Here is a 17530-nt window from a genome sequence, read left to right on the forward strand (position 1 = left end):
GCGTTACCGTCCGGAGATCAGGGCAGTAGGATGGTTGGTCAGGAAGTCTGACAGGAAGCGAAGCGAGCGTGCGGCCTGACCGAGCTGAAGGACCATTTTTTGCAGGGAGCGATGGAAATCACTGTTCCCGCCATAGCTTGCCAGCAGGCGGTTGGCGTTCTGCAGGGTCTGATCAAGCTGGTTGGTCATTTCCGGCAGACGTTGCATCAGCGGGCCCATGCCACTGCGCATCTGCGCGCTCATGGCCTGAAGGTTCTTCATGGACTCTTTCAGACTGGTGAGAGACTGCTTCACATCCGGGCTGGTCAGGGTCTGATCCGCATGGGCCAGCAGGTTGTTGGCATTCACGCCAATCTGCTCAAACGGCATGGCCGAGAGACGTGACGCCACGGTGGAGAGAGACTCCATGATGCCATCCATCCCGCCGGGCTGACTTGGAATAACCAGAGACGGCCCTTCCATGCTGGTGGTGGCCGGGCTGGGGTTTTTCACAAAATTCAGCGAGATCATGCTCTCGCCTGTCAGCAGGCTCACGCTGTCCGTTGAGGCGCGCAGACCATTGGCCACCAGTGTCTTGAACATGTCTGTCAAAGCGCCGTGGTGGATGTCCTCCGCCGCCAGAACACGCTCCGGCTGAATTTCCATACCAATGCGCACCCGCGGGTGACCGGCTTTCTCGTCCAGATCAAGCTTCACGCTCGTCACGTTGCCGATCTGGATGCCAAACATGGCCACCTGACTGCCCGGAGCCAGCCCCTTGACGGAGGAGGTGACATAAGTGGCCAGCGGCACGCGTTCATGATAGCCCGCGCTGTCCGCATCTGCCTTGCTGTCATACAGCTTGAACACTGTATCCGCTGGCGCTTCATCTTTCTGGCCATGGTTTTCATCATGCGGCAGGCCAAAGGCCACACCACCAGAAAACAGCGCCTGCAAGGACTGCAACTGAACCTTCAGGCCACCAGCGCCAAACCCGACCTGCACGCCGGAAACGTTCCAGAAGCGGGTGTCCGTATAAAGATAGTGATCATACGGTTCCCGCACGAAAAGCTGGATCAGGATAGGCCCGCGCCCGCCGGGTGGCATGGTGTAGCCCAGCACTTCCCCCACATCCACATCGCGGAAGAAGACCGGAGCCCCCTGCCCGATGGACCCGATGGAGGGCGCAATAAGTGTATAGGTGCGGCCCGGCTGATCTGAACGAACCCCCGGAGGCGCTTCCAACCCCTGAAAGCTGGTCATGCGCCGCGCATTGCCCACATCCTGACCTTCAAGGCCGGGGTCAAAGGCAATATAGGCTCCAGACATCAGCGTTTCCAACCCAGTGACACTGGCCCCGTTGATACGCGGCCGCACCACCCAGAAGCGTGCTTTGTCCGTCAGCATGTTGCTGGTGCCCGCGTTCATGCGGATACGCACCAGCACGTGGCGCAGATCATCCGTCAGGGAAATGCCCTGCACGGTGCCCAGCACCACAGCCTTGTTCTTGACCTGCGTCTGCCCGCTGGTCAGGCCATCCGCCGTATCAAACATGACGGTGATTTCCGGCCCATTATTGGCAAAGCTGCGCCAGACCAGAAAACCGGCAATCAGCACGGAAATGACCGGAATGATCCAGATGATGGAAAACCGGATACGACGCACCACGGCATCTGGCATGATGCCATCGTTATCCTGAGGAGACTGATGAGAGTTCTGTCCGTTCACGCCCTGTCCGGCTCCATATTACCCAAATACGCCACCGCGTGGTCCCGCTCTCCGGCCTGATCGGGCAGATCAGATCCGGCGCGGTCCTGCGGGCTGGCAGACTGTACGGCCTTCTTTTTTTCAACCGCGTCCCACATAAGCCTGGGGTCAAATGTGTGAACGGCAAAAATTGTCAGCACCACAACGGCGGCAAAACACACCATGCCGCCATTTGCCGTAATGCTGGCCATGTGGCTGAACCGTACAACCGCCACAAGAATAGACACCATGAACACATCAATCATCGACCAGCGGCCAACAATGTCAATAATTCGGTAAAGTTTGGACCGCAGCACAAGGCCCCTGGTCGAATGCCGGTGTGTCGCCACCACCATGACAATCAGCCCGATCACCTTGAGCACTGGCACCGTCACACTGGCGAACAACACCAGAAGCGAGAGCGGGATCATGCCATCGGTCCAGAGCTCTATTGCGCCCTCTACGATGGTATGGCCGGTGCCTGCCCCCATCCGTATCACGGTCATGACCGGATAGATATTGGCGGGCAGATAGAACACAATGGCAGAAACCAGCAACGCCACCGTGCGGGAGAGGCTATCACGCTTGCGCTTGCGCACCACATGCCCACAGCGGGGGCAGAAGCCAACTGGCTGGGTCGCACTGACGGGATGATCAAATTCCAGCACCACCCCGCAGGCCAGGCAGGAAACACGGCTGTCAGACGGTGCAAGCGCCCCTTCCTCGGCCGAGACAGCCTGCAGCCGCAGGCGCTTGCCGTCCATGGTGCGCATGCACGGATCAATCTTGCGCTGTTGCCAGATCAGTTCCGTATCCAGCGTGGCATCCGTTGCGGCCATGGTAACCATAAGAGACGCCACCAGATAGACAGCCGCGCCCACTTCCACAAACGCCAGATCCACCAGCTTGGTGTAGGCCACAAACACACCCAGAATATAAACTTCCACCATGGACCACGGGCGAAGCACCTCATACCACTTCAGCAGATGGGGCACCCAGGATGGCAGAGTGGGGCGCAGGGCCGCCGTCAGGATCATGCCCATCATGGCAATCACCACGCCGGGGGCCAGAATGGTGACAATGGCCACCAGCACACCGACCTCGCCCCATCCTTCATGCAGAAGTTCTATGGGGCCGGTAATGATATCCACCGTACGTTGCCGCCCGTACAGATCCAGCATCATGAGCGTGGAAAACAGCATGGCCAGATACAGGGCGGCTGAACTGATGCAAAATGCCAGCGGCGTGGCTATGGGGGCTGTGCGGTTGCGCCGGTCAAGGGACTGATTGCACCGCAGGCAGCGCGCCTGTGTGCCGGGTTTGAGCGGCGGCAGCTTCTGGAACAGCCCGCAACACGGACATTCCACCACACCATGCACAAGATGAACGTGCCGGGTTTCATCCACAGGGGAGTCCTGCACAGGCGTAACCGCCTCCCGCAGCAGGGCTGTAAAATGTGACACGTTCATAACAGTCACCTTAGAACGAAAAAACGCGCCACGTAATAGCCAGAACACCAGATTGCAGCCATGCGGCCCCTACAGGAACGCAGCGTTCAGGCAATGGTCCTGCCATTTTTCCTGTTTTCCCCGTTGCGTTTCCCCAGACGCTATGATACCCAGCCGTTCGAAAATAAAATATGCCCGCTTAGCTCAGTTGGTAGAGCACGTCATTCGTAATGATGGGGCCGGTGGTTCGAATCCGCCAGCGGGCACCATGTTTTCCTTCGATTTTTGGCAGAAGGCTGAAGTTACAGTCTTTGCTTTCGGCTTTACGCCTGTCCTAGCATCCAAATTTCCCACAAATTTATCGCTTCCTGCTGTGTCAGCTTATTTTCACACGGCCAAAAACTGCGCCTGAAATCTGGGCATGGTCCCGGTTCAGGCGTTCGCGGTCGCAATAAGGTTTTGGGCCTTCCTTCTGCCTGCCTGTCAGCCTGTCAGCCTGTCAGCTAGAAGTCACGCCTCGTTCTACTGCGAGAAAGACGCATAAGGCGGCTGAGAGCGCCATGACACTCACTATATTAAGCGCCACAGGAAGCATCGATATTAACCGGCATGATTTTGCGGCTCATCCCGGTGCCACCGCTGCCACCCTTCACGACTGCACCGCATTACACGCGCGCGCTGTGAGCCTATAAAGGGCTTTGGTCCGCCGTCTTTAAGTCACCTCTTTTGCCATCGGGTGACATGGTTATCTGTCTGTGCCAAGTCTGCTCCTGACGCTACGAATTTTGTCACAGAACACTATTTGGGTGCGGCAGAATGCCAGATAGCGGGAGTGGTCTGGCTGGCTTGTAGAACGCGCTGATGCTGCCAGTTTCACTCTCGCCCCTACGGTGTCTGCCAGCGCAAAACCGCATTCCGTGACCTGTGGCACTCATTTGACCGCCCTTGGCAGGCGCGCATATGCACCAGCATCACTACAGCCGGTGATGCCAACGTAGATTATGGAAGGACGATACAGAATGAAGATACTGGCAATCGGAACCTGCGCTCTGTTTGCAGTCGCCTTCCTCCTTGTTGCCGTGACCATAGCCCTCGCCCCGGAACCTTCTGGTGCCTGCACGCTCGGGATCTGTTTCTAAAAGGCTATTTGGCTTCGGAAGACGGCTTGGAGACTCTGTCAGGTCAGCCTTCTGGGTCTTTTGCGGGCTGAAAAGGATGTTTTTCCCTGATGGCGGCGCAATCCGTGCCCCGCGCATTTCAGGCTCACATACCGCCCCTCCTGCCATCACAAAGACTGCTTTTTCAGGCGGTTTCTATCTCAAGCAGTCTCTCATCCCGCTTTAAACAACGGGAAACGGCACAAACGATGGTGTTTGTTTTTTTATGGGGCTGCTGCGCCCATCAGGGCACCACTAACGCAATCGTTGCTGGCCCATGTGAGAGGCTCTCAGAGCCGCGCAGGCTCTCTCATACTTTTTTCGGACGACACCTTACCTTGGTCTTCGGGCATATTTCGTCCGTTACAAACGGTGCAGAGATCCTGTGAACCATGCAGCAGCAGCCATATCAGCCGCCTTGGCTATGGCCAGACTCACCACAAACCCAAGAGCGGTCATTCCTGCAACACTGATCATGACACCCTCCTTTCTTTCACTTCAGGGTCTTAATGAGTCTGCGAGGGTACGGTTCCCTCAGGCATAACTGACAAACAATAAGAGCATGGAAAGCGGCGGTAGGGTCTGGCCCCAAGACTGGGCAGAAAGCCTGACGCTTTAGGGCATTTCTTTGGCGGAAAGGCTGTAAAGACTGATGGTGAGGTGATGCCCATTGGAATAATTCAGGCCAGACACCGCACCATGGGAGACAACCGCACTCTGGGCATTGCCCAAAGCCGCCATAAAGGCTGCGCGATCACGTTCATCAACCAGCGCCACCGTGCAGGCCCGATTGGCCAGCATCATGGTGGCGGCCTGTTGGGCCCCCACAAGTTTGACCTTGCCGCCAAGCAGAAACACCAGACTGGGCTCGGAGAAGGAAACAGACGCCACATCCGTTGTGGGGCACGGTTGATATTGATGCACCAGGCTGGTCAGCCGCGGGGCCAGCCAGATGCTGTGCAACCGGGGCACAACAACCAGAAACAGCCCCGTATAGAGCAGCAACGCGCAGACTGCGCTGGTCAGCAGGGCCTTCCGCAGCTCAGACCGCCAGATCAGCACAGCAGAAAGACCGACCAGCGGCAGGCAGCCACCGGCCAGCACCAGAGCAGCGGGGGAGAGGGTATGTTCAAGTGTCCAGAGCAGAATTGGCCCGGCGACGGAAAGCGCCACGCCCACCAACACCCATGCACCACCATAAACCGCCAGCAACACACGGCCCCACAGCGCCTTTGGCCAGCCTGTCCAGACTGATGCGCCACGCGTCAGCATACCCGCCGTCAGGATGGCGATGGCGGGATAGGTTGGCAGCACATAGTGGGGCAGTTTGGTGGCGATCGCTTCAAACACCAGCCAATGCGGCACAATCCAACATAACAGATAACGGACTGTGCTGAGATGGCGGTTCTGCCAGATGGCGGGCAATACCGCCGCCACAAAGAAAGATCCCGGCCAGAAAGCAATAAGGAAAACCAGCAGGTGATACCCCGGCGGCAAGCCGTGGGCCTGCTGACCAGAAGAAACCTTGCCCAGAAAATTGGTGCCCACTGCATTGCGGAAAAACTCGCCGTGGCTCACCACACCAATGGCCACGCACCACGGCAACAGCAGAGCCAGAGAGATCAGCCACCCCCATGAGGGACGCAGGCGCCGCCACAGACTCAGGTTCCGCTCCACCCAAGCCAGAGCAAGCGGCGTGCCCAGCGAGGGAATGAGAATAACCGGGCCTTTGAGCATCAGCCCGCAGCCGATAGCCGCCCAGAACAGAACGGAGGTCTGCCAAGGCGTCGGACGCTGGCTTTCACGATCACAGAAGGCACGCAGCAGGGCTGTCTGGGCCAACAGAACCGTTAGCAGCAGGCAGGAATCAATGGTGCCCATGCGGTTTTCGGCCGTCACCAGCACCGATGTCATGAGCAGGACCGCCGCCCCTACCCCAGCGGGCGCGCCGAACAGCACGGACCCCATCCAGGCGGTCAACACCACGGAGGCTGTCATGGCCAGAAGTGAGGGGACCCGATACGGCCACACCGCACGATCATGCAGGGTGCCAGAGGCTGCTACCGCAGCAGCCTCCAACCAATAAATACCTGCGGGCTGGAGATAGCGCGGCTTGTCCTGAAAACGGACATCAACAAAGTTGCCGCTTTCCAGCATTTGCGCCGTCGCTTCCATATAGCGCGGCTCATCACGGTCAAACGGGGGAGTAGAGGCACGCCCGGGCAGAAAAATCAGAAACGCGAACAGACCCAGCAGCGCCAGCGCCCGCCCCGAAAGGCGTTGAGCGCCCGAGCGAAATGTCAGCATTCACGAACCGATTTTGGTAACCTGGTACGGTTGCGCAGCCATATCACACCCAGCAGATCACGGATGCCGACAAGGGCGCGGTTGAAATTGGTATATTTGGACTGACCATGCAGCCGGGGCCGATGCGTGACCGGATGACACACCAGCGGCACACCGTAAGACCCGAACAGCGCCGGAAGAAACCGATGCAGACCTTCAAACTGGGGCAGACGCAGAAAAGCGTCACGCTGAAACAGTTTGATAGGGGCCCCGGTATCCGGGCAATCATCGCGCAGAAGACGACGACGCAGGCCGTTGGCGAAGCGGGTCGCGAACCGGCGGGACCAACCATCCTTGCGGCGGGTTCTCACCCCTACCACCAGAGGCGGCGTGCCGTTGGCGGAACGGGCCAACCGCAACAGGGCTTCCAGTTCACGCGGATCATCCTGCCCATCCCCATCAATAGTGGCGATCCATTCCCCCCGCGCGGCGGTAATGCCTGTGCGCAGGGCTGCGGATTTTCCACACCGATGGTCATGAGACAACACACGCAGATTGGGCAGACAGTCCGCGCGCATGCGTTGAAGAACGGCAACCGTGTCATCACGGCTTCCATCATCAACAAACACAATTTCTGAGGGAGGAAGGCTCTGGCAGGCTTCCGCCAATTCCTTGCACACAAAAGGCAGGTTATCGCGTTCATCAAGAACAGCGATAACAATGCTCAAAACCGGGGCTGCATCACCCCGGAAAGAAGAAGGCGCGTTCAAACCTGATCAATCAGCACGGGGCTGAACTCAGGCCGCCTGGCGCGCCAGAGCGGCCGGCAGATTTTCAATGGCCTGATCGACCAGTGTTTCAGCCTTCTGTGCATCAAGAGACTGGCTGATAACGCTACGGCTGGCTTCAACCGCAACATCAATAGCAGCCTGACGCACTTCTTTAACAGCTTCCCGCTCAACGGCGGCAATGCGGTCACGTGCCATCTGTTCGTGGCGTTTCACAGCTTCTTCAGCTTCAGCACGGGCTTTTTCTGCCGCATCGGCTGCATGCTTGCGAGACTGTTCAACAACCGTTCTGGCTTCAACCAGAGCCTGCTCACGCTCACGCGTGGCATCTTCCAGCATCTGCTCGGCTTCACGCCGCAGACGGGCAGCTTCATCCAGTTCTTCACGGATCCGGGCAGCACGGCTGTCAAGAATCGCCGTAATAGGCGCCCACAGCTTGCGACCGAAAAAGACAAAGAAGAGAACGAAGGAAACGGCGAACCAGAAACCTGCTTCGTGAAAAATGCCATTCATGATGAATATTCCTCTCGAAGCTGGTCAGAGCGTCCGGTGCGCGGAAGCACCTTCAACCTTCTGCGCCACCAAAGCGGCATCGGCAGCGGAACCGGTCAGGCGGGTTACAAGCGCCTGGGTGGTATCAGCCGCGATATCCTTCAGTGCAGCAAAAGCCCGCACTTTTTCGGCAGCAACACGCTGTTCCGCATCAGAAATTTCTGATGCAAGGCGTGCATTGATTTCTTGCATTTTCTGCTCGGAGGCACGCTGTTCTTCATCCAGCGCCTTCTGCAGATTGGCCTGTGCTTCAGCCAGAGCATCCTTACGGGCCTGCTGAAGTTCGGCAACTGCCTTGTCCGCATCCTGTTTGGCGGCGCGCGCAACTTCGAGATCACTCGAAATACGTGTGCTCCGGTCTTCCAGAACGCGACCCACGCGGGGCAGCATGACCCGGCTGAGCACCAGGTAAAAACCCAGAAAGATCACCGCACCCCAGATTACCTGACCGGTAACCAGGGGATTGTGAAAATCAAGCTGAGGCATCCCTGCGGCGTAGGCACCAGGTGCCGCCATGGCCAGAAGAGACACGCCGGATACCGCAGCGAGCAAACCGGCACGAACAGTCTTCATCATGACACCCACAGGAACTTCTCCCTTTTTCCTGCCGTTTATCAGACGAAGAGGATCAGGAACGCGATCAGCAGAGCGAACAGCGCGATAGCTTCTGTCAGCGCGAAGCCCAGCATGCCCAGACCGAACACGTGCGGGCGAGATGCGGGGTTACGAGCAATGCTGCTCACCAGCGTTGAAAAGATGTTGCCGAGGCCGATACCAACGCCGGCGAGGGCGATCACGGCGATACCTGCACCGATTTCCCGGGCTGCAGCGATGTCCATATCAGTCACTTCCTTGTTTCAAGTACAGTTCAAACGAAACGGGCAAAGCAGCTCAGTGAGCCACGGCCTCCCGCAGGTAGATGCACGTCAGGATGGCAAACACATAGGCCTGCAGCACACCAACAAGCAACTCAAGAGCCACCAGCGCCATGTTAATGGCAATGGGCCCGATCGCAAACACGTCACCCACCACGCCAAAACCGGCGAGCATGATGACAAAGCTTGCGAAAATATCAAACATGACATGCCCGGCGACCATGTTGGCAAACAGTCGGATGGACAGGCTCACGGGGCGAGAGAGAAAGGACAGGATTTCAATCGGGATCAGCAGCGGCGCGAGCGCCATGCTGGCACCAGCCGGCATGAAGTGCGCAAAGAAGCGGAAACCCTGCACCTTGAGGGACACAATCACCGTCAGCACAAAAACCATCAGCGCCAGCCCGAGGGTTACGGCAATGTGGCTGGTGAAGGTGAAGGAGAAAGGCAGCAGGCCGATATAGTTCCCGGCCAGAATGAAGAAGAACAGCGTGAAGATGAACGGGAAGAAGGCAGCACCTTCAGGCCCGATTGTATCAACCGCCATGTTCCGGATGAATTCGTAGCAGACTTCCGCTGCGGCCTGAAAACGGCCAGGCACCACAGCAGCCGGACGCATGCCGAAATACAGGAACGCCAGAACCAGGCAGACCGCCAGAAGCATGTAAAGGGGAGACTGACTGAAGCGCAGTGCCTCACCAAGCCCGCCAAGAACGGGACGAAGCTCGAACTGACCAAGTACGTCGATACCGGAACCGCCCGCCAAAACCGTTCTCCTACTCCACTGCGCCCGGACTGCGCCGGACTTTCAGCCTTCTGTTTCAGGCCTGGGGTGGTTTGACCAACCGCCAGACATTCAGCACTCCTGCGCTCCCGCCCAGCAGCGCGAAGAAGATCAGGAAGATGGCACGAGTATGGAACCAACGGTCCAGCCCCCAGCCAATAGCAACCCCTACAATCAGGGCGGAGATCATTTCCGTCCCTGCACGCAGGGCCAACGCGGGAAGGGATTGTTCATCCCGTTCAGCCGCAGTGGCTTTTTCGTCTTTTTCATTCAGCCCGGACCGGCGTTCCGCCGCTTCAAGCCGCTTGGCAAAAGACTCGTCGCTTTCTTCACCCATTCTTCGCACCTCCAGAGGGGTGCAGGCGCTTGCTAACGGGGCAGCTATTGCCTGTCAAGGAAGCATCACCAGCACTCACGGGAAAATCCATCACTTCGTGCAAAAAAGCGGCATTTCTGACACTTTTTTTTCAGGCCTCCGGCAGCCCGACCAGTCCTCTTGCATAATCCTGCGCGGAAAACGGGCGCAGATCCTCCGCCTGTTCCCCTACCCCCACGGCATGCACGGGCAGGCCAAAACTATCTGCCAGCGCCACCACAATGCCACCACGGGCCGACCCATCCAGTTTGGTGACAACAAGGCCCGTCACGTTCACCAGTTCACGGAACACGCGCACCTGTTCCATGGCGTTCTGGCCTGTTGTGGCATCCAGAACCAGCAGAACCGTGTGGGGCGCAGTTTCATCAAACTTGCGCATAACGCGGATAACTTTGGCAAGTTCCTCCATCAGCGCGCCCTTGTTGTGCAACCGCCCTGCCGTATCAATAAACAGCAGATCGGCCCCCTCGGCCTTGCCGCGCTTCAGGGCTTCAAACGCCAGCCCCGCTGCATCACAATTTGGTGGTCCTGCAATAACGGGACAGCCCGTGCGCTCCCCCCATACCTGCAACTGCTCAACAGCGGCGGCGCGGAAGGTGTCTCCGGCCACCATCATCACTTTTTTTCCTTCCTGGGTAAAAAAGCGGGCCATTTTGCCAATGGTGGTGGTTTTGCCGGTGCCATTTACGCCCACCACCAGCACCACATGCGGTTTGTGGGCCGGGTCTGGTTCAAAAGGAACAGCTACAGGCTCCAGAATCTGGGCAATTTCCTCAGCAAGGGCAGAGCGAATCTCTTCATCCGTCACTTCCGTGCCAAAGCGTGAACTGCGGAAGGATTCAATAATCCGCTCTGCCACGTTCGGCCCCAGATCAGCCGTAATCAGCAGTTCTTCCAGTTCCTCCAGCGCTTCTTCATCAAGCTTGCGCTTGGTGAAAACCGAGGTAAGCCCCCCGCCCAGCTTCTGCGTAGAGCGGGAAAGCCCCTGCTTGAGGCGTGAAAAAAACCTAGCGCCATCTCAAACCCTTTCCGCCAGCAGGCCGGTTTCATCCACCGTGGTGGCCCGCAGGCTGATAATCTCGCCAACCTCTGCTTCGCCCTGTGCCAGACGCACCGGGGCAAACTGCTCGCTGTGGCCGGATGTGGGCGTTTCCATCAACACCCGCAATTCCTGCCCGACAAGCCTCTCAAAATACCGCTGGGCCGATTCTGCCCCTACCGCGCGCAGTTGCGCGGCGCGGGCCTTGCGTTCGGGCACGGGCACAGCCCGCATCCGCGCCGCCGGTGTGCCGGGGCGCTCGCTATAGGGGAACACATGCAGATACGGCACACCCTGCTGCGCCAGAAACGCGCGTGTTTCCTCAAACAAAGCAGCATCTTCCGTCGGGAATCCGGCAATCACGTCCGCGCCTATCCCAATGTCCGGGCGCAGGGCGCGGGCGCGGGCAATCACCCTGGCCGCATCTTCCGCCAGATGCCGCCGCTTCATGCGCTTGAGGATCAGGTCCGAACCCGCCTGCAAGGACAGGTGCAGATACGGCATGAAGCGGGGTTCATGCTCCAGCAGCCGCCAGATGTCCTCGTCAATTTCCACCGGGTCCACGGAGGACAGACGCAGGCGCTCAAGCTGCGGCACCAGCGCCAGCACCCGGCGGCACAACTGCCCCAGGGAGGGGGTGCCCGGAAGGTCTCCCCCCCAGCTTGTCATGTCCACGCCCGTCAGCACCACTTCGCGGTAGCCCGATTCGACCAGCGCGCGCACCTGCTCCACAACCACACCCACCGGGGCGGAACGGGACGGCCCACGCCCGAAGGGAATGATGCAGAACGTGCACCGATGGTCACACCCCTGCTGCACCTGCACAAAAGCGCGCGTGCGCCCGGAAAATTCCGTCACCAGATGAGCAGCGGTTTCCTTGGCGGCCATGATGTCCGACACCGCGCGGGCCTCATTCATGGCAGCGGGAGACCAGCTTTCGGCCTTCAGCTTTTCCTCGTTCCCCAGAACGCGGGTCACGCCCGGCAGCCCGGCCCAGCGGTCCGGGTCAATCTGGGCGGCACACCCTGTCACGACAATGCGGGCGTTTGGCTTGTCCCGATGGGCACGCCGAATGGCTTGGCGCGCCTGCCGCTCCGCCTCGCCTGTCACGGCGCAGGTGTTGACAATGATCACATCATCCAGCGCGGCAGCATGCTCACGCATGACCTCGCTTTCCCACGTGTTCAGGCGGCAGCCGAACGTCAGAATTTCAGGTTGGGTCATGAGGGATAGGCGGCGAGATCCACCGTCCCTTCAAACGCTGTGGTGGCGGAACCTGTCATGAGCACATGGTTGTTGGCGGCCCATTCAATGCGCAGAAGGCCGCCATCCAGTTCCACTTCACACATGCGCTCTACCAAGCCGCGGCGCACGGCGTTCACCACGGCGGCACACGCTCCGGAGCCGCAGGCTTCTGTCACGCCTGCACCGCGTTCATGCACTTTCAGGCGCATGCGGGACGGCCCCTGAATAACGGCAAACCCAATATTGGCACGGTCTGGAAAGAGCGGGTCATGCTCAAGCGCGGAACCCTGGCTGAGCATCGAAAAATCATCCACAAAAAACGTTGCGTGAGGGTTACCCATAGATAGGGCCGCAGGATGACCCGCCAAGGGCAGGCTGAGTGTTTCCATCGCTTCGGCCAGCGGCACCTGCTGCCACTCCGTGCGGGGTTGCCCCATATCCACAGTCACCAGACCATCTTCCGCAATACTGGCGGGCAGACGCCCGGCACGGGTTTGCAGAACGGGTGTGCGGTTTCCTGTCTCCCGCCAGATCAGATCAGCCACACAGCGGGAGGCATTGCCACACGCTCCAGCCTCTGATCCATCCGGGTTGAAAAAACGCACAAACACATCCGCCCCTTCCGCACAGGCAGGGCGCAGCGTGACCAACTGGTCACACCCGATCCCCCGGCGGCGGTGCGCAAGCGCAGCAATCCGAACGGGGGTGAGCGGCAGATGGCCAGCACGTTCATCCAGAATGACAAAGTCATTCCCAAGGCCGTGCATCTTGTGGAAGGAGGTCAACATTCGCCGCCTTATAAGCGAGATTGGCCGCCAATGCCATTCCGTAAGGGAACGGCTGTCTTCTGGCCTGCTGGAATTACAGGAAACGCCCCGGCGCGCCCCGCTGAAGCACTTCTATCTTATAGCCATCCGGGTCTGTCAGGAAGAAAAACGTGCCGATCGTCCGGCCATTATTTTCAAGGGTCTTGATGGGCGTGATGGTAAATCCTGCCTCTTCCATCCGCGCATGTTCAGACGCCAGATCCTCCACGGACACGGCCAGATGGCCATAGCCGTCACCCAGTGCATAGGCCTCCTTGCGGCCGTGGTTGATGGTCAGTTCCAGTTCAAACGTCTGTTCCGCATTTGCCAGATAGATCAACGTGAAACTGTCAAACACCACGCGGTCGGCAACCTTCAGGCCCAGTGCTTCCTCATAAAACGCAAGCGAGCGCGCTTCATCCAGAACGCGGAGCATGGAATGGATCATTTTTGCCACGATATTCATCCTTTTCAGCAGGAAATTCTGTAGATGTCATAATGCACGATCTGATCTTCCTGAAATTATTTTTTAAATGCTGTGCTCTTTACGGAGCGTTAGAAGAAATCAGGTCTGCTGAATAAATCACCCTTACCCGGATTATCTTGAACATTATGCTTTCACTCCGTTTTCTGTCGCCCACAACTTTGCGGCGCGTGCGTAATTGGCTGTTTGTCGGTACTGTTCTGGCATCCGGCACGGCTGTTGGTCCCTGGACCAGCCTGGCGCACGCAGCGGATGATGAAAGTGCCTCGCTTGATGCTCTGGAACGCCAGATGGCGCGTATTCAGGCCGAGCAGCGGGAATTGCAGAAAACCATGCTGAGCATGCAAAAGCAGATTGCCGCCCACCGCGCAGCGCTGACGCATGGCGGCAAGGCAGGCACCCCCACCACCAGCGGCCACCATGTGCTGACAGCCCGGAATGCAGCCATCGCCCCCGGCACGGAAAACACCCTCCACTCCGGCGAGCCTGAAACCGGCATCAGCTTTGGCGGAGACACCACCACCGCCATGGACACGCATGCAGGCCATGGCGTGCGTCATGCCAGCGATGGCTCCATTCAGCCTGTATTCTCAGGTGCAAACGAAAAGCCGGAAGTGGACGCCGTTATTGGCCACCGCGCGGAAGATATCATCTCCCGCATTGCGGAAAACGGCGTTGGCCCGCATGCGCGTGAAACCGCAGGCGCACAGGCGGCTGGTGCGCTGGGTGACCATGGCGTGTTCCATATGGGGCCTGTCACCCTGATTCTGGGTGGCTTTCTGGATGCCTCCACCGTGCTGGAAAACCGGCACATCGCCTCTGGCACGTTCAACTACTGGCAGGCCATGCCCTACCCGAACGAGTCCCGGTACCACACCAACAATTTTGAAGGCAGTGCCCGCTACAGCCGTATCTCGCTCATGGCGCGCGGGAACGTGGATGCCCATTCCACCATTTCCGGCTTCTATGAAATGGATTTTGGCGCCGGTGCGGACACCACGGATGCGTATGAAAGCAACAGCTACGCCTTCCGCATGCGCCAGCTTTATCTGGCGTATGATAACAGTGACCTCAATTTCCACTTTCTGGCCGGGCAGGCGTGGAGCATGCTCACGCCGGGCCGGATCGGGATTATTCCGCGTCAGGAAAGTCTGCCGGAAACCATCGAATCGTCCATGCTGGCGGGCCAGACATGGGCGCGGCAGCTTCAGTTCCGCTTCGTGAAGGATTTTCTCCAGCATCGCCTGTGGCTGGGGCTGTCCATCGAAAACTCCGCCACGCTGTATGACACAACCGGCTTTACCGATAATGCCGGGGCCGTCACGCTGCCCAATGGCAAGACAGCCACCATCAGCAGCAACGGCACGGGCCTGACCAATGACGCCCCGTTCTCCAACGAAATTGCGCCAGACGTTATTGCCAAGGTGGCGTGGGACCCATCATGGGGCCATTACGAAGCCGAAGGAATTCTGCATTTTCCGCATGATCGGGTGGCTTCTGTTGGCGAGGGCCGCAACCATACTGCCATTGCTGGCGGCGGCGGTGGCTCCATGGTGCTGCCGGTGGTGCCGCATAAGGTGGAAGTGCGTCTGGCAGGGCTGGCTGGCGTTGGTATTGGGCGCTACGGCTCGGTTCTGCTGCCTGACGCCACGCTGAAATCCACGGGTGAACCTGTGCCCATTCCCTCCGTGCAGGCCACGGGCGGGGTGATCGCCCACCCCAATCCGTTGATCGATGTGTATGGTTATTTTGGCTATCAGGCCGCTGGCCGCCGCTATTCCAACTATGGCGATGGCTCCTACGGTTACGGCAACCCCAACTATTCCAACGCCGGGTGTGAGGTTGAACTGTCCACGCTGGGCTGCACCGCCAACACGCGCAGCGTGATGGAAGCGACCATTGGCGCGTGGTACCGTTTCTTCAAAGGAAAATACGGCACGGTTGAAGCTGGCGCCCAATTAGCCTATTCTCGCCGGGATGCTTGGAAGGGTCAGGGCGGTGCTCCTGATACCAGCATGAGTCAGATATTTCTGGACTTCCGCTACCTGCCGTTCCAGTAACACCACACGCTTGCAAAAAAGCGCTTAGGGCAAAAAGTTCTCCGACCAGGCTCTGGTCTTTCATGCGGGGAACCTTTATCCCCCCATCATTCTTGCTGCCTGGACCTAAAGACGTATGCCTTTTCAGAATGCCCCCGCCTCTCTTGCGAGCGCTCTTGCTGCTCGCGGGTACGATTCCGCAACCCCTGTTCAGGCCGCCGTTCTGGCGCCTGAGGCTGAAGAGCGGGACCTTCTTGTTTCAGCCCGCACCGGCTCCGGCAAAACCGTAGCGTTCGGGCTGGCCATGGCCAACACCCTGCTGGACGACAACGGACGTTGCCCGCCCGCCGGTGCGCCACTGGCCCTTGTGATTGCCCCCACCCGTGAACTTGCCCTGCAGGTGCGCAATGAACTGGAATGGCTGTATGGCCAGACCGGCGCGCGCATTGTGTCCTGCGTGGGCGGCATGGAACCCCGCAAGGAAGCCCGTGCGCTTTCTGCTGGCTGCCACATTGTGGTCGGCACGCCGGGCCGGTTGTGTGACCATCTCTCCCGCGGGCAGCTTGTGCTGTCCAACCTGCGCGTTGTGGTGCTGGATGAAGCGGATGAAATGCTGGATCTGGGCTTCCGTGATGAACTGGAAACTCTGCTGAAAGCCATGCCGGACACACGGCGCACGCTGCTGTTTTCCGCCACCATCGCCCGTGATATCGCCTCTCTGGCGCGCCGTTATCAGAACGATGCCCTGCGCATTGATACCCAGACCGGCAGCGCCCCGCACACGGACATTTCTTACCGCGCTATCCTGACAGACCAGTCAGACATGGCCGGTGCGATTGTGAACGTGCTGCGCCTGATGGAGTCCCCCTCCGCCATTGTGTTCTGCCACACGCGTGAAGCCGTGCGGCAGTTGCAGGCCATTCTGACAGAACGCGGATTCTCTTCCGTCGCCATCTCGGGTGATCTGGGCCAGAACGAACGGAGCCGTGCCATTGAAAGCCTGCGCCACGGTCAGGCCCGTGTGTGCGTGGCAACAGACGTGGCCGCCCGTGGTATTGATATTCCGGATCTGGGACTGGTGATCCACGCCAGCCTGCCGTCCAACCCGGCTACCCTGCTGCACCGCTCCGGCCGTACCGGTCGCGCAGGCCGCAAGGGAACCTGTGTGCTGCTGGTGCCGCCCGCCCGCCGCCGTCTGGCCGAACGCCTGCTTGAAGGCGCAAAGGTGGAAGCAGAATGGAGTGGCGCGCCCACACCGGAAGCCATTGCCACGGCTGATACGGAACGCCTGCTGGCCTCCTCCGCCCTCAACACGCCTGTGCCGGAAGCTGGCGATACGCGTGAGCTGATCAACAAGCTGACGGAAAGCCACGCACCAGAGCAGCTTGCCGCCGCTCTGATCTCCCTGTGGCAGAACAGCCTGCCTGCGCCTGTCAGCGTGCGGGTGCTCTCCCCCGGTTCTGTCAAAAAGATGCCGCGTGAGAGAAGCCGTGATGGGGAAGAACGCGGTGAACGCAGCCGTGGCCCGCGTGAAGCAGGCTCCTGGTTCCGCCTCTCCGTTGGTCGGGAAGACCGCGCAGACCCCAAATGGCTGGTGCCCATGCTGTGCCGCCTTGGCGGTATCAAGAAGCAGGATATTGGTGCCATCCGTATCCAGCCGGACCACACGCTGGTGGAAATTGCACAGGACAAGGCCGAACGCTTCCAGGCCTGCGCCGCTGCGACAGACCCGGATGAAATCACGGTTGAGCCCGCAGCCGCACCCCGTCAGGGTGGTGGCTACAAAGGCAAACCCGGTGGTGCCGGTGGTGCCGGTGCTGGCAAGCGCCCGCCACGCAAGGGCGGCGGCGGTGCCGGCGGTCCGTTCAAAGGCCCCTCCAGCCGCAAGCGCAAGGAATTCTGATCCTGCGCATGCGCTGCTAGGCT

15 protein-coding genes and 1 tRNA gene are annotated in these 17530 nt (G+C 59.3%); 3 read left to right on the forward strand and 13 right to left on the reverse strand.

Features of this window, described 5'->3' with window-relative positions:
* Positions 1 to 3: 3 nt before the first annotated feature.
* Positions 4 to 1659: a PqiB family protein gene (locus ASN_RS04830; protein WP_050942266.1), complete on the reverse strand. Its 1656-nt coding sequence runs from the start codon at positions 1657 to 1659 to the stop codon at positions 4 to 6.
* Between the two features lie 44 nt (positions 1660 to 1703).
* Positions 1704 to 3194 carry a paraquat-inducible protein A gene (locus tag ASN_RS04835; protein WP_058987381.1) on the reverse strand — a complete coding sequence of 497 codons (1491 nt, stop codon included), beginning with the start codon at positions 3192 to 3194 and terminating at the stop codon, positions 1704 to 1706.
* A gap of 172 nt (positions 3195 to 3366) precedes the next feature.
* On the opposite strand from ASN_RS04835, the gene ASN_RS04840 reads away from it, so the two are divergent.
* Positions 3367 to 3442, forward strand: a tRNA-Thr gene (locus ASN_RS04840).
* A gap of 1503 nt (positions 3443 to 4945) precedes the next feature.
* On the opposite strand, the gene ASN_RS04845 is transcribed toward ASN_RS04840, so the two are convergent.
* From ASN_RS04845 to ASN_RS04895, 11 genes are all read right to left on the reverse strand, one after another.
* Complete coding sequence (locus tag ASN_RS04845; protein WP_058987382.1) at positions 4946 to 6637, reverse strand: ArnT family glycosyltransferase; 1692 nt, start codon at positions 6635 to 6637, stop codon at positions 4946 to 4948.
* Positions 6631 to 7386: a glycosyltransferase family 2 protein gene (locus tag ASN_RS04850; RefSeq protein ID WP_006559158.1), complete on the reverse strand. Its 756-nt coding sequence runs from the start codon at positions 7384 to 7386 to the stop codon at positions 6631 to 6633. Before ASN_RS04850 ends, ASN_RS04845 begins: the two co-directional genes overlap by 7 nt.
* A gap of 27 nt (positions 7387 to 7413) precedes the next feature.
* The gene (gene atpF, locus ASN_RS04855) at positions 7414 to 7908 is read right to left on the reverse strand and encodes a F0F1 ATP synthase subunit B (protein WP_035377347.1); all 495 of its coding nucleotides are present in this window, start codon (positions 7906 to 7908) and stop codon (positions 7414 to 7416) included.
* A gap of 33 nt (positions 7909 to 7941) precedes the next feature.
* Positions 7942 to 8532, reverse strand: a complete 591-nt coding sequence (locus ASN_RS04860) for a F0F1 ATP synthase subunit B family protein (RefSeq protein ID WP_035377335.1) — start codon at positions 8530 to 8532, stop codon at positions 7942 to 7944.
* A gap of 38 nt (positions 8533 to 8570) precedes the next feature.
* Positions 8571 to 8795: an ATP synthase subunit C family protein gene (locus ASN_RS04865; RefSeq protein WP_003624142.1), complete on the reverse strand. Its 225-nt coding sequence runs from the start codon at positions 8793 to 8795 to the stop codon at positions 8571 to 8573.
* A 52-nt stretch (positions 8796 to 8847) separates the two neighbouring features.
* Positions 8848 to 9597, reverse strand: coding sequence for a F0F1 ATP synthase subunit A (locus tag ASN_RS04870; protein ID WP_035377334.1), 750 nt, complete (start codon positions 9595 to 9597; stop codon positions 8848 to 8850).
* 55 nt (positions 9598 to 9652) lie between these two features.
* Complete coding sequence (locus ASN_RS04875) at positions 9653 to 9952, reverse strand: AtpZ/AtpI family protein (protein WP_006559154.1); 300 nt, start codon at positions 9950 to 9952, stop codon at positions 9653 to 9655.
* Positions 9953 to 10082: 130 nt separating this feature from the next.
* Positions 10083 to 10952, reverse strand: coding sequence for a signal recognition particle-docking protein FtsY (ftsY, locus tag ASN_RS04880; RefSeq protein WP_058987383.1), 870 nt, complete (start codon positions 10950 to 10952; stop codon positions 10083 to 10085).
* 57 nt (positions 10953 to 11009) lie between these two features.
* The gene (mtaB, locus tag ASN_RS04885) at positions 11010 to 12254 is read right to left on the reverse strand and encodes a tRNA (N(6)-L-threonylcarbamoyladenosine(37)-C(2))-methylthiotransferase MtaB (RefSeq protein ID WP_058987384.1); all 1245 of its coding nucleotides are present in this window, start codon (positions 12252 to 12254) and stop codon (positions 11010 to 11012) included.
* Complete coding sequence (gene dapF, locus ASN_RS04890; protein ID WP_058987385.1) at positions 12251 to 13063, reverse strand: diaminopimelate epimerase; 813 nt, start codon at positions 13061 to 13063, stop codon at positions 12251 to 12253. The genes mtaB and dapF overlap by 4 nt, the downstream gene beginning before the upstream one ends.
* A gap of 73 nt (positions 13064 to 13136) precedes the next feature.
* Positions 13137 to 13538: a VOC family protein gene (locus ASN_RS04895; RefSeq protein ID WP_039904813.1), complete on the reverse strand. Its 402-nt coding sequence runs from the start codon at positions 13536 to 13538 to the stop codon at positions 13137 to 13139.
* Between the two features lie 155 nt (positions 13539 to 13693).
* Here ASN_RS04895 and ASN_RS04900 point away from each other — a divergent pair, with 155 nt between their 5' ends.
* Together ASN_RS04900 and ASN_RS04905 are read left to right on the forward strand one after the other, a co-directional pair.
* Positions 13694 to 15625 carry a hypothetical protein gene (locus tag ASN_RS04900; protein ID WP_058987386.1) on the forward strand — a complete coding sequence of 644 codons (1932 nt, stop codon included), beginning with the start codon at positions 13694 to 13696 and terminating at the stop codon, positions 15623 to 15625.
* Positions 15626 to 15740: 115 nt separating this feature from the next.
* Positions 15741 to 17507 carry a DEAD/DEAH box helicase gene (locus ASN_RS04905; protein ID WP_058987387.1) on the forward strand — a complete coding sequence of 589 codons (1767 nt, stop codon included), beginning with the start codon at positions 15741 to 15743 and terminating at the stop codon, positions 17505 to 17507.
* Positions 17508 to 17530: the final 23 nt, after the last annotated feature.

The organism is Acetobacter senegalensis, from assembly GCF_001499615.1.
Taxonomy (GTDB): Bacteria; Pseudomonadota; Alphaproteobacteria; order Acetobacterales; family Acetobacteraceae; genus Acetobacter; species Acetobacter senegalensis.

Bases quoted from the DNA above. Each gene is read 5' to 3' on its own strand.
- dapF (WP_058987385.1), bottom strand. From the start codon at position 13,063: ATGTTGACCTCCTTCCACAAGATGCACGGCCTTGGGAATGACTTTGTC.
- ASN_RS04905 (WP_058987387.1), top strand. From the start codon at position 15,741: ATGCCTTTTCAGAATGCCCCCGCCTCTCTTGCGAGCGCTCTTGCTGCT.
- ASN_RS04865 (WP_003624142.1), bottom strand. From the start codon at position 8,795: ATGGACATCGCTGCAGCCCGGGAAATCGGTGCAGGTATCGCCGTGATC.
- ASN_RS04900 (WP_058987386.1), top strand. From the start codon at position 13,694: ATGCTTTCACTCCGTTTTCTGTCGCCCACAACTTTGCGGCGCGTGCGT.
- mtaB (WP_058987384.1), bottom strand. From the start codon at position 12,254: ATGACCCAACCTGAAATTCTGACGTTCGGCTGCCGCCTGAACACGTGG.
- ASN_RS04875 (WP_006559154.1), bottom strand. From the start codon at position 9,952: ATGGGTGAAGAAAGCGACGAGTCTTTTGCCAAGCGGCTTGAAGCGGCG.
- ASN_RS04860 (WP_035377335.1), bottom strand. From the start codon at position 8,532: ATGATGAAGACTGTTCGTGCCGGTTTGCTCGCTGCGGTATCCGGCGTG.
- ASN_RS04835 (WP_058987381.1), bottom strand. From the start codon at position 3,194: ATGAACGTGTCACATTTTACAGCCCTGCTGCGGGAGGCGGTTACGCCT.
- ASN_RS04845 (WP_058987382.1), bottom strand. From the start codon at position 6,637: ATGCTGACATTTCGCTCGGGCGCTCAACGCCTTTCGGGGCGGGCGCTG.
- ASN_RS04830 (WP_050942266.1), bottom strand. From the start codon at position 1,659: ATGCCAGATGCCGTGGTGCGTCGTATCCGGTTTTCCATCATCTGGATC.